This window comes from Amycolatopsis solani, from assembly GCF_033441515.1.
Lineage (GTDB): Bacteria > Actinomycetota > Actinomycetes > Mycobacteriales > Pseudonocardiaceae > Amycolatopsis > Amycolatopsis solani.
In genome coordinates, this window is record NZ_JAWQJT010000001.1 from 2,665,219 (window position 1) to 2,677,107 (window position 11,889).

Sequence of the window (11,889 nt, forward strand, 5' to 3'; positions counted from 1 at the left end):
TTACGGCAGCGGGGGCACGACGTCGTCGTCGGGCGTGTCCAGCTGGCCGTCGAAGTTGACCGAGGAGTACGCCCGCAGCTTGGTGAGGCGGTGGTAGCCGTCGATCATTCTGACGGTCCCGGACTTGGACCGCATCACGATGGACTGCGTCGTCGCGCCGCCCTCGCGGTAGTGGACGCCGCGCAGCAGGTCGCCGTCGGTGACGCCGGTGGCGCAGAAGAAGACGTTGTCGCCGGTCACGAGGTCGTCGTTCAGCAGCACGCGGTCGAGGTCGTGCCCGGCTGCGATGGCCTTCTCGCGCTCGGCGTCGTCCTTCGGCCACAGCCGGCCCTGCAGCTCGCCGCCGAGGCACTTCATCGCGCAGGCCGCGATGATGCCCTCGGGGGTGCCGCCGATGCCGACCAGCATGTCGACGCCGGTGGTCGGGCGGGCCGCGGCGATCGCGCCCGCGACGTCGCCGTCGGAGATGAAGCGGATCCGCGCGCCCGCGTCGCGGATCTCCTTGATGAGCTGCTCGTGCCGTGGCCGGTCGAGCACGCACACGGTGACGTCGCCGACGCTGCTGTTCTTCGCCTTGGCGACGCGGCGAATGTTCTCCGCGATCGGCGCGCCGAGCTCGACCTTGCCCGCCGCTTCCGGCCCGACGGCCAGCTTCTCCATGTAGAACACCGCGGACGGGTCGAACATCGCGCCGCGCTCGGCGACCGCGAGGACCGCGAGCGCGTTCGGCATGCCCTTCGCCATCAGCGTGGTGCCGTCGACCGGGTCCACCGCGACGTCGCAGTCCGGCCCGTCGCCGTTGCCGACCTCTTCGCCGTTGAACAGCATCGGGGCTTCGTCCTTCTCGCCCTCGCCGATCACGACGACACCGCGCATCGACACGGTCGACACCAGCTGGCGCATCGCGTCGACGGCCGCGCCGTCCCCGCCGATCTTGTCGCCGCGGCCGACCCAGCGACCGGCGGCCATGGCGGCGGCTTCGGTCACCCGGACCAGCTCCATCGCGAGGTTGCGGTCGGGTGCTTCACGACGACGCGGCTCGGTGGACATCAGGCCTCCCGGATCGTGGAACTGGCGGGTGAACAGTCTGTCAGATCCCTGTCCGGTTTCCCGATGCCGCAGACATGGCAAACGTCACTGACCGTCGCCGGTTTCGTCCTCCACGGACGCCAGAGCAGCCTCGATGCGCTCGCGCGCGCCTTCGAGATGGCGCTCACAGACCTTCGCGAGCTTCTCGCCCTTCTCCCACAACGCGAGCGACTGCTCGAGGGACAGGCCACCGGCCTCGAGCTCGCGGACGACCTCGACGAGGCGGTCGCGCGCCTGCTCGTAGCCGAGTTCCTCGCTGGGTGCTTCACTCACGCTCGGTGCTCTCCGACCTTCCGGGCTTCCACGCTGTTCGCGCACACTACCGCGCTGGCCATGGCGTGGTCGTACCCGACGAACGCGAGGGCGAACTCCTGCCCGTCACCGTCCGCGATCGCTTCTTCGAGGTTCTCCTGCGCGCCCGCCACCCGCCGCCGGTGGCCCGCGCCCTCGGCGAACCACCAGCGCGGACCGACCTGCATCGACGTCGCTTCGGACAGCCGGCGCAGCTGCGGGCCCAGGTCGCGGCGGCCGGCGCTGTGGCAGCCGGCGAGCAGCGCCGTCCAGCACTCGGCGGCGGCCCGGTCGGTCCGCATCGCCTGGTCGAGCAGCGGCCGCGCGCCGAGGCGCCGGGCCGCGTCCACCGTGAGCGGGAGGAACGTCGCTCTCACTCCTGTGCCCCTTCCGCCACCGCGCCGATCGCGCCGTCACCCACGCGCACGCGCAGGTGAGCACCGGCCTCGACCTCGGAGACGGAGCGGAGTACCTGGAGGTTGCCTTCGGCGTCGACGAACTGCACGACGGCGTACCCGCGGGCCAGCGTCGCGGCCGGTCCGAGCGCGGTGAGCCGGGCCCGCGCGCTCGCGATCTCGGCCTGGTCCTTGGCGAGCAGGGTCAGCATGGCGCGGCGCGCGCGTTCGCGGTGGACCTCGACGTCGTCGCGGCGGCGCTGGATCGGGCCGAGCGGGTCGGCCAGCGACGGGCGGCTGCGGATCTGGTTCAGCAGCCGCACCTGGGTGTCGACCCAGCCGTGCAGCGCGCGGCGCCCGCGGTCGCGCATCTGCCGGACGCGTTCGGTCTCCTCGCGCAGGTCCGGGACGATCCGCTTGCCCGCGTCGGTCGGGGTCGAACAGCGCAGGTCGGCGACGTAGTCGAGCAGCGGCGTGTCCGGCTCGTGCCCGATCGCGCTGACGACCGGCGTGCCGGCGGCCGACACCGCGCGGCAGAGCGCCTCGTCGGAAAACGGCAGCAAGTCCTCGACGCTGCCGCCGCCGCGGGCGATGACGATGACGTCGACCTCGGGGTCGGCGTCCAGGATCTTCAGCGCGCGCATGACCTGCGGCACTGCCTGCGAGCCCTGGACGGCGGTGTTGAACACCTTGATCCGGACGTGCGGCCACCGCCCCTGCGCGTTGGCCAGGACGTCCCGCTCGGCCGCCGACGCGCGGCCGGTGATCAGCCCGACGCCCTTGGGCAGGAACGGGATCGGCCGCTTGCGCTGCGCCGAGAACAGGCCTTCGGCGGTCAGCAGCTTCTTGAGGCGTTCGATCCGGGCCAGCAGCTCACCGATGCCGACCGCGCGGATCTGGTCGGCGCGCAGGCTGATGGTGCCGCGGCCGAAGAAGAACGACGGCTTCGCGTGCACCACCACGCTCGCGCCTTCGCGCAGCGGCGGCTCCATCTCGCGGATGAGCCAGTTCGGGCAGGTCACCGACATCGAGACGTCCGCCGACGGGTCGCGCAGGGTCAGGAACGCCGTCTGCGTGTTCGGGCGGGAACTGACCTGCGTGACCTGGCCTTCGACCCAGACGGCGCCGAGGCGGTGGATCCAGTCGCCGATCTTGCGCGCGACCGTGCGCACCGGCCACGGTTTCTCGGCGGTGCTCGCTTCGGTTTCGGTCACTGGCCTTCCGTGCCGTCGCCGGGTTCCCCTTGCTCCCCGGCCTGCTCGGTCTTGCGCGCGTTGGCGATCCGGCGGGACAGCATCCCGGTGAACGACGAGCGGTCGGCGTGCGCGCGCTCGTAGTCCAGGATCGTCTCGAGCTGCGGGATCGACAGCTGGCGCAAGCGGGCCCGCAGCTGCGGCAGGGTGAGCTGGTCGTAGCCGGTCAGCCCGGCCGGCCCCTCGTAGCCGCCGGCGCTGGTCCGTGGCGTCTCGTTCTTCGTCTTCTTGTCGATCGCGGGCGTGCCGGGCTTGGGCTTGTTGTCTTCCGGGGCGTCGTTCTCGCCGTCGGCGTGGTCCTCGGCCAGCGCGCGCTCCTCGTCGGCCCAGGGATCACCCAGTTCCGCTTCGAGGTCGGAAAGTGACCCAGGGTGACCGTTGAGTTCCGAACGGGGTTCCGGCACGTCGGCGACCGGCGTCAGGTTCGGCCGCTGGGGCGTGACGTCGAGGTCCTCGTCGAAGGTCGCCCAGCTCGGCGTGTCCTCGACCGGGCGGAGGCTCGAGAGGGCGTTGTCGCCCTTGATCGCCAGCTCGGTGACGTGCTGCTGGACTCGCATGGACGCTTGCAGCACCTGGCTGACGACGGTCACCGGGAGCCCGGCGAGCTGACGGGGGAAGTCACGAACCCGCTCGGCGGTGGAGACAGCGAGGCCCGCGGCGACCCGGAGGGGGAGCGGGAATGGCTTCATACGTCTAGCCTGCCGCATGTCCGCCATCCTGCCCAACCGAAAGGGTGAGTTCGGGCGCGTTGCGTGACCCCGGGCACAGGACGAAGCTCACCCGAAAGGGACTTCGAGGTCGGCTCCGGCCTGCCCGTACCCTGGGTGCCATGAGTTCAGCGAGTCCCGGAATCGAGCCCGCGGGTACCCCGACGATCACCGGAACCGCCTCCGGCAAGAGGGTGCTGCTCGCCAAACCACGTGGTTACTGCGCCGGTGTGGACCGGGCGGTGATCGCCGTCGAGAAGGCCCTCGAGGTCTACGGCGCCCCGGTGTACGTCCGCAAGGAGATCGTGCACAACAAGCACGTGGTCGAGACGCTGCGCGAGCGCGGCGCGATCTTCGTCGACGAGACGTCCGAGGTGCCCGAAGGCGCGCTCGTGGTCTTCTCCGCCCACGGCGTCTCGCCGATGGTGCACCAGGAGGCCGCGGACCGGAACCTGCGCACGATCGACGCGACCTGTCCCCTGGTGACGAAGGTGCACAAGGAGGTCAACCGGTTCGCGAACGACGACTACGACATCCTGCTGATCGGTCACGAGGGCCACGAAGAGGTCGAGGGCACGGCCGGCGAGGCACCGGACAAGGTCCAGCTGGTCGACAAGGCCGAGGACGTCGACAAGGTCGAGGTGCGCGACCCGTCGAAGGTGATCTGGCTGTCCCAGACGACGCTGTCGGTCGACGAGACGATGGAGCGCGTCGACCAGCTCCGCGAGCGCTTCCCGGGTCTGGCGGACCCGCCCAGCGACGACATCTGCTACGCGACGACGAACCGGCAGGTCGCGGTCAAGGCGATGGCCGCCGAGTGCGACCTGGTGCTGGTGGTCGGCTCGACGAACTCGTCCAACTCGAAGCGCCTGGTCGAGGTGGCGCTGAAGGCCGGCGCGCGGGCGTCGTACCTGGTCGACTTCGCGCACGAGGTCGACGAGGCGTGGCTGTCCGGGGTGACGACGGTGGGGGTCACGTCCGGGGCGTCGGTGCCGGACGAGCTGGTCATGCAGCTGCTGGAGTGGCTGGCCGAGCGGGGCTACGGCGACGTCGACGAGGTGACGACGGCGAACGAGAAGATCACCTTCGCGCCGCCCAAGGAGCTGCGGAAGGTCTGAGTTCCGGACAGGAAAACGGCGGTCGCCCCCTTGCGCGGGCAACCGCCGTTTTCGCTGTTCAGCGCTCTTCGTCGTCCCAGGGACGGTTCCGCCGCGGCGGCGGCGCACCCTGTCCACGAGCCGGCCGCCGGGGCGGCGGAGCGTCCCGGCCGTCTTCGGGTGGCCGCGGACGACGTCGCGGAGCATCCCCGCGGGGCTCGCGACGGCGCGGGTCGGCGTCATCCGGCCGCGGACGCCGGTTCGACGGCGGCGGCTTCCGGGCACCGGGTTCACGTTCGGCGGGCGCGCGCGGCGTACGGCGTTCACCTTCGGCAGGCGGACGCGGCCGCCGAGGCGGTTCACCGTCCCGGCCCCGTCGAGGCGGCACCGGCGTCTGCCCGGTCCGGTTCGCCCCCGCCGGCCGCGGCCGGCTCGGCCGGGGCTGCTCGTCGTCCTCGTCGGGACGGCGGACGGCCTTGCCCTTCTTGGGGGCGTCCGGGTCGCGCTCGCGGAAGATGCGGACGAAGCCGATCAGCAGTGTGATGCCGGTGGTGATGGCCATCATGGGGAAGCTGTTGATCAGCGGGCTGCCGATGTTCAACGCCTTGGCCAGCATGTCGTCGCCCTGCGACCCCGAGGTCAGCAGGATCACGCCGGGCACGGTGACGGCCAGCACGAGCGGCGGCATCACCATCGGCCCGAACAGGCCCCGCCGCCGCACCGCGCAGACCGCGATCACGGCCCCGGCGATGTAGCAGACGACGAAGACCACGGGAATGTTCGCCTGGCTCGGCTTGCCGAGGAGGGCGCCCACGACCGCCAGGACGAGGCCGACCAGAACCGCCGCCCACCACGGCAGTCCGCGCCTCGAACCGACGACAGGACGCTCATCCCACGGCACGGGGACGTCGTCGGCATCTGGATCGCTCTGGCGATCGCGAATCGCGGTCACAGGGCAACACCGTATCTCGTGGTTGTGAAGATCTTGCCAGCACCGCCGCCGACGTGGGGCTAAAGCCACCCGGCGGCATGATCCGGCGGCTCGGGAGGAGCGCACGGTGACGGTGGTGGCGACCTTCGCCACGAGTGTTCAGGCGACCGGGGGTGGAGGGGCGCGGGGTGGCTTCGAGGGGCGCGCGTGGGCTCGGGTGACCACCGGTTGTGCCTGGTCACGGGCGGCCGTGCGGGCTCGCTGTCCCTCGCGGGCTGCCGCGCGGCGGGCTGCCGCGCGGCTGGGCCGCCGGTCGCTGGGTGCCGGCCACCGGGCCACCGGGCCACCGGGCTTGCCGAACCGTTCGCTCGCCGCGCAGCAGGGCCTCCGAGCCGCGGGCCCACCGGGCGAGCCGTGGGGCTCGCCGGGCCGCTGTGCGGCCGACCGGCAGTCTCGCGCCACCGCGCCACGGGCTCTCGCGCCGCCGGGGCCACCGGCTCCCGCGCCACGGGCTCTCGCGCCGCCGGGCCACCGTGCCACCGGCTCCCGCGCCACCGCGCCGCTGGGCCGTGCAGCCTGCCGGATCGAATGGGCTCGCCCCAACCGCTGGCTCGTCGCGCCGCGGAGCTGGCCGTGGCTGGGCTGCCGAGGCGTGGGGCCCGCCCGGCCGACCGGGCTCATTGAGCCGCTGGCTCGCCGCGCCGCAAGGGTCGCCGAGCCGTGCTGCCGAGCCGCGGCGCCGCTGAGCCATGCTGCCGAGCAGCGGGGCCGCCGAGCCGCGGAGCCGCCGAGTCGCGTGGATGCCGAGCCGCTGGGTCGAGCGGGCTAGTGGCTCTGCTCGCCGGTCGCCGGGTCCTCGCGCCCACCCGGACGCCAGTCGCTCTCTCAGCTCGCTGCCAGTTCGTCCCCCTTCCGCACCGTCGGCACCGGCGCCGGACTGCCCGACGCCTCCGACAACGGCGCCACCGTCGCCCGGAACGTCTCCAGGGCCTCCAGCTCCCGCCGCCGGGCCGAAAGGAATCGCTGGAGGTGCGTGCTCGACAGGTTCAACGCCTCCACCGCACCGCCGGCCGCGCGGTGGGCGGCTGCCGCCCCCGCTCGGACCTGCTCGACGTCCGCTTCCAGCGTCCGGTCGCTCGCCGCGAAGAGGGCTGCCGAGGCCAGGACGCCGAAGCCCGTCGGGCCGCACAGGAAGACCCGGCGGTCGATCAGCCACCTCAGCAGCTCCGGGTCCGTGTCCATCGCCGCGACCACCGCCGCGTCCGACGGGACGAACATGATCGTGCCGTAGATCGCGTCCGCCCAGCGCTGGTAGCCCTTGCCCGCCAGGTCGGCCGCGCGGGAGCGGATCTGGCGCACGTGCGCGCGCAACGCGTCGATCCGCTCGTCCGGGTCGTCGGTCTCCACCGCCTCCGACCACGTCGCCATGCTCGCCTTCGCGTCGACCGGCACCGTGCGGCCGCCGCCCACGCGCAGCACCATGTCCGGTTTCGCCGCGCCGCCGCCCGCCAGGTCGGTCTGGAGCGTGAAGTGGAGGTCTTCGCGCAGGCCGAGCGCGCGCGCCGTCTCGACCAGCACCTGCTCGCCCAGCTCGCCGCGCCCGCTGATCGACGCGAACGCCACCTCGTAGCGCCGCAGCGCGAGCTGCTGCTGGTCCGCCTTCGCCCGCTCGGCCGCCACCAGCCGGGCCGCCGCGTCCGCCCGGCGCATCCCGTCGTTGTACAGCCGCCACAGCACCGCGACGGCGACGAGCAGCAGGACCGCCAGCACGATCGCCGCGGTGGTCAGCACTGTCGCCACTTCGTCTCCTCCCTCCGGCCGGAATCGGACCGCGGGGACATCATGGCGGACCCCACCGACAAAAACCGCACCCGAACCGTCGCTCTCGGTAGCTGACCTGCGAACACATCGATTCCGCGCAGGGCGTGTCCGAACCGGCACGCTCGTGTTAGTACACACGTTCGAGTGAGCGGGCGGCGAGCCTCCGGGTTTTCGTCGGTGCCCGGTCGTACCTTGGCCACCGTGAGATTCCTGCACACCTCCGACTGGCACATCGGCCGCACGTTCCACGGCGCCGATCTGCTCGCGGAACAGGAAGCGGTGCTCGGGCACCTCGCCGACCTCGTGGCCGGCGAGGCGATCGACGCCGTCCTGGTGTCAGGCGACGTCTACGACCGCGCGGTGCCCTCCGCCGAGGCCGTCCGGGTGGCCACCGCGGCCGTCGCCCGGATCCGCGCGGCCGGCGCCCAGCTGGTCGTCACGCCCGGCAACCACGACTCCGCGCCCCGGCTCGGCGCCTTCGCGGAGTTCGCCGCGGCGGGCGGCCTGCACCTGCGCACCACCGTCGGCGGGCTGGCCGAACCGGTGCTGCTCGACGACGACCACGGGCCGGTCGCCGTCTACGGCATCCCTTACCTGGAACCGGAACCGGCCCGGCACGCGCTGGGCGTGCCGGAGGCGCGCGGCCACACCGGCGTGCTCACCGAGGCCATGCGCCGGATCCGCGCGGATCTCGCGAACCGGCCGGGCACGCGGTCGGTCGTGCTCGCGCACGCGTTCGTCACCGGCGGCGAGCCGACCGATTCCGAGCGGACGATCGCGGTCGGCGGCGTCGAGCAGGTGCCCGGCTCGGTCTTCGACGGCGTCGACTACGTGGCCCTCGGCCACCTCCACGGGCCACAGACGCTCGCCGAGCACCTCCGCTACTCCGGCAGCCCGCTGGCGTACTCGTTCTCCGAAGCGCGCCAACGGAAATCGGTCTGGCTGGTCGACCTGGACGCCGGCGGCCTCGGCGAGGTGCGCAGGCACGAACTGCCCGTGCCGCGCGCGCTCGCCACGCTCGAAGGCGAGATCGAGGACCTCCTGAAGGACCCGGCGCACGACGCCCACCTCGGTCACTTCCTTTCGATCACGGTCACCGACCGGGTCCGCCCGGTGGACGCGATGCGGCGCCTGCGCGAGCGCTTCCCGTACGCGGTGCACCTCGAATGGGAGCCCGCCGGCGGCCACGGCGGCGCCCCGCTGCGCTACTCCGAAGCCGTCCGCGGCCGGTCGGACATCGAGATCTCGCGCAGCTTCCTCGACGACTGCCGCGGTGCCCCGCCGACCGGGAGCGAAGAGCAGCTCCTGTTCAAGGCACTGGAAGCGGCCGACCGGGGGGCCCTCGCGAAATGAGGCTGCACAGGCTGGAGGTCGAAGCCTTCGGGCCGTACTGCGCACGCGAAGTGGTCGACTTCGACGTGCTCGGCGCCGACGGTCTCTTCCTGCTGCACGGCGAGACCGGCGCGGGCAAGACGACGCTGCTCGACGCGATCGCGTTCGCGTTGTTCGGCGTGGTCCCCGGCGCCCGCAACGAAGCCAAGCGGCTGCGCTGCGACCTCGCCGACCCCGACCAGGTCACCGAGGTCGCGCTGGAGCTCACCGTGCAGGGGCACCGGCTGAAGATCGTGCGCAACCCGGAGTACCAGCGGCCGAAGCGGCGCGGCGAGGGCACGACCACCCAGCAGGCCCGGGTGTCGCTGAGCTGGGTCGGCACCGCGCCCGCCGGGCTGGCCCCGGAAGGCCTGATCCGGATCGAGGAGGTCGCGCGCACCGTCGAGCGGCTGCTCGGGATGACCGCGGCCCAGTTCTTCCAGGTGGTGCTGCTGCCGCAGGGCGAGTTCGCCCGGTTCCTGCGGTCGGACACCGCCGAGCGCGAGAAGCTCCTCGAGCGGCTGTTCGGCACCGAGCGCTTCGCCGACGTCGAACGCTGGTTCGCCGACCTGCGGGCCGAGCGCGGCCGCGAGCTGGAAAAGCGGCAGCAGGACGTGCGGGAGCTGCTGGCCAGGTACGCGCAGGAAGCCCAGCAGGACCCGCCGGAGGCGGACGTCGCCGAGTGGGTTGCCGCCGTGCTCGCCGCTTCGGAAGAACGCGTCGGGCAGGTCACCGCCGAGGAGCTGCGGGCGCGGTCGGCCGCCCAGCGGGCGGACGTCTACCTGCAGGAAGAACGCGCCGGCGCGGAGAAGATCCGGCGCGTCCGCACCGCGCACCTGCGGCTCCTGGAAATCACCGAGCAGGCGCCGCAGCGGGCGGAGTGGGCGCAGGAGGTCGCGGCCGCCCGCCGCGCCGCCGGGGTCGCCGTCGAGGCCGACCTCCTGGACCGCCGGGCCGCCGAACTCACCGAGGCCGAGCAGGCGGAGAAGGCCTGCGGCGGGCACCTGCGCGAGTTCGGCACGCGCGCGACCGGCGACCTGAAGGCGCGGGCGGCGACCGCGCGGGAAGAGGCCGGAGCGGTGGCCGAGCTGGTCGCCGAAGCCGAGCAACAGCAGCTCGACGTGATGCGGCGCGACGACCGGAAGCTGGCCGCCGTCACGGCCCGGCAGCAGGTCGAGCAGCTGACCACCGAACTGGCCGCGATCCCCGGCCAGCTGGCCAAGCTGCGGGCGGACGCACTGGCCGCGGCCGAAGCCGAAGCCAAGCTCGACGGAGCCCGCGCCAAGGTCGAAGAGCTGACGGCCGCGGCGCGCGACGCGGCCGACCTGCCCGAGGCGCAAGCGAAGGTCGGGCGGGGCGAAGCGAAGCTGCGCGAGGTCGTCGACACGCACCAGGCGGCCCGGCAGCGGCGGCTCGACCTGCGGGAGCGGCGGCTCGACGGGATGGCGGCCGAGCTGGCCGCCGCGCTGCCCGAAGGCGCGCCGTGCCCGGTGTGCGGGTCGGCCGAGCACCCGGCGAAGGCGAACCGGGACGTCGAGCTGGTCGACCCGGCGGAGGAGCGCGCCGCCGAAGAAGCCGAGCAAACGGCGGACGCGGTGCGGCAGCGAGTCGTGGTCGCCCTGGAAGAGGCGAAGGCGCGGCTGGCCGGCCTGCTCGAGCGGCTGGCCGGGCGCACGGCCGAGTCGATCACCGCGGAGCTGGCGGAAGCGCGTTCGGCGGTCGTGGCGCTGACCGAGCGGGCGGCAGGGAAGGCCAAGCTGGGTCAGCAGGTCGTCCTCTTGGAGCAGGACCTCGAAGCGCGGACCGAACGCCGCCGCCAAGCGGAACAGGCGGCGACCGAGGCGACGACCGACGTCCGGGCCCTCGAAGAACGCCTGGCCGAGCGCGAACGCCGGCTGGTCGCCGGGCGGGGCGAGTTCGCGGACGTCGCGGCGCGGCGTGGGCACCTGATCGGCCTGGCGGGGGCTCTCGAAGCGGTCGCCGAAGCGCGGACGGCCGTCATCGGGGCCCGGGAGCGGGTGGCCGAGCAACGTGCGCTGGTCGAGGCGGCGGTCACGGCGAAGGGGTTCACGTCGCTGAAGAAGGCGCGGGCCGCGATGCTGCCGGACGAACAGATCGAGAAGCTGGAACAGGGCATCGCGGAGGCCGAGGCGGCCGCGGCCGGGGCACGGGCGCTGCTGTCCGAACCGGACCTGTTCGGGATCTCGCCGGACGACGTCGCGGACGTCGACCGCGCGGCCGACGCGGCGGAGCTGGCGCGGGCGCGCGCGGATTCGGCGTACGCGGCGATGCGCGTGGCCACCGCGCAGCACGACGAGCTGACCCGGCTGGCCGGCTTGCTGCGGAAGGCCCTCGCCGGGCTGGCGCCGGCCGAAGCGGCGTACGCCGAGTTGCGGGCGCTCGCGGAGGTCGTCAACGGGCGCGGGCAGAACAGCCGCAAGATGTCGTTGCGGTCGTACGTGCTGGCGGCGCGGCTGGAGGAGGTGGCGGTCGCCGCCACGCACCGGCTGCGCACCATGAGCCAGGGGCGCTACTCGTTCGTGCACTCGGACGCGGCCGGGGCGCGTGGCACCCGCGGCGGGCTCGGCATCGACGTGCTGGACGACTACTCCGGCACCATCCGCCCGGCGAAGACGCTGTCCGGTGGCGAGTCGTTCCTCGCGTCGCTGGCCCTCGCGCTGGGGCTGGCCGATGTCGTCGCGGGGGAAACCGGCGGCGCGCTGCTCGACACGCTGTTCGTCGACGAGGGCTTCGGCACCCTGGACGCCGAAACCCTCGACGTCGTGATGAACATCCTCGACGAGCTCCGCGCCGGCGGCCGGGTGGTCGGGCTCGTGTCCCACGTCGAGGAGCTGCGGCAGCGCATCCCGACGCGGCTGCGCGTCCGCAAGTCCCGCACGGGCTCGACATTGGAGGTGCGCGCCGGCTGATCGC

Annotated in this window: 10 protein-coding genes; 3 read left to right on the forward strand and 7 right to left on the reverse strand. The window is 73.2% G+C overall.

The features are described 5' to 3' along the window. The 5 genes from glpX to SD460_RS13180 form a co-directional block, all read right to left on the reverse strand. Entirely contained in the window at positions 1 to 1,050 is a 1,050-nt protein-coding gene (gene glpX, locus SD460_RS13160; protein WP_290056878.1) for a class II fructose-bisphosphatase, read from the reverse strand. An 84-nt stretch (positions 1,051 to 1,134) separates the two neighbouring features. Next, entirely contained in the window at positions 1,135 to 1,362 is a 228-nt protein-coding gene (locus SD460_RS13165; RefSeq protein WP_290056877.1) for an exodeoxyribonuclease VII small subunit, read from the reverse strand. Then, complete coding sequence (locus tag SD460_RS13170) at positions 1,359 to 1,757, reverse strand: hypothetical protein (RefSeq protein WP_290056875.1); 399 nt, start codon at positions 1,755 to 1,757, stop codon at positions 1,359 to 1,361. The genes SD460_RS13165 and SD460_RS13170 overlap by 4 nt, the downstream gene beginning before the upstream one ends. Beyond that, the gene (gene xseA / locus SD460_RS13175; RefSeq protein ID WP_290056874.1) at positions 1,754 to 2,989 is read right to left on the reverse strand and encodes an exodeoxyribonuclease VII large subunit; all 1,236 of its coding nucleotides are present in this window, start codon (positions 2,987 to 2,989) and stop codon (positions 1,754 to 1,756) included. Before xseA ends, SD460_RS13170 begins: the two co-directional genes overlap by 4 nt. Further along, positions 2,986 to 3,717, reverse strand: a complete 732-nt coding sequence (locus tag SD460_RS13180) for a lipid droplet-associated protein (protein ID WP_290056872.1) — start codon at positions 3,715 to 3,717, stop codon at positions 2,986 to 2,988. The genes xseA and SD460_RS13180 overlap by 4 nt, the downstream gene beginning before the upstream one ends. A gap of 140 nt (positions 3,718 to 3,857) precedes the next feature. On the opposite strand from SD460_RS13180, the gene SD460_RS13185 reads away from it, so the two are divergent. After that, positions 3,858 to 4,853 (forward strand): 4-hydroxy-3-methylbut-2-enyl diphosphate reductase, encoded by a 996-nt coding sequence (locus SD460_RS13185; protein ID WP_290056871.1) that lies wholly within the window; start codon positions 3,858 to 3,860, stop codon positions 4,851 to 4,853. A 58-nt stretch (positions 4,854 to 4,911) separates the two neighbouring features. Here the strand turns inward: SD460_RS13185 and SD460_RS13190 are convergent, their stop codons facing one another. Next, positions 4,912 to 5,784: a DUF6542 domain-containing protein gene (locus SD460_RS13190; protein WP_318306198.1), complete on the reverse strand. Its 873-nt coding sequence runs from the start codon at positions 5,782 to 5,784 to the stop codon at positions 4,912 to 4,914. Between the two features lie 864 nt (positions 5,785 to 6,648). Next, positions 6,649 to 7,563 (reverse strand): DNA recombination protein RmuC, encoded by a 915-nt coding sequence (locus tag SD460_RS13195; RefSeq protein WP_290056943.1) that lies wholly within the window; start codon positions 7,561 to 7,563, stop codon positions 6,649 to 6,651. A gap of 222 nt (positions 7,564 to 7,785) precedes the next feature. Between SD460_RS13195 and SD460_RS13200 the strand changes: the two genes are divergently transcribed. Together SD460_RS13200 and SD460_RS13205 are read left to right on the forward strand one after the other, a co-directional pair. Continuing rightward, a complete protein-coding gene (locus SD460_RS13200) occupies positions 7,786 to 8,937 on the forward strand; it encodes an exonuclease SbcCD subunit D (protein ID WP_290056942.1) in 1,152 nt (383 codons plus the stop codon). Beyond that, complete coding sequence (locus SD460_RS13205; RefSeq protein ID WP_290056941.1) at positions 8,934 to 11,885, forward strand: AAA family ATPase; 2,952 nt, start codon at positions 8,934 to 8,936, stop codon at positions 11,883 to 11,885. The genes SD460_RS13200 and SD460_RS13205 overlap by 4 nt, the downstream gene beginning before the upstream one ends. Positions 11,886 to 11,889 lie beyond the last annotated feature (4 nt).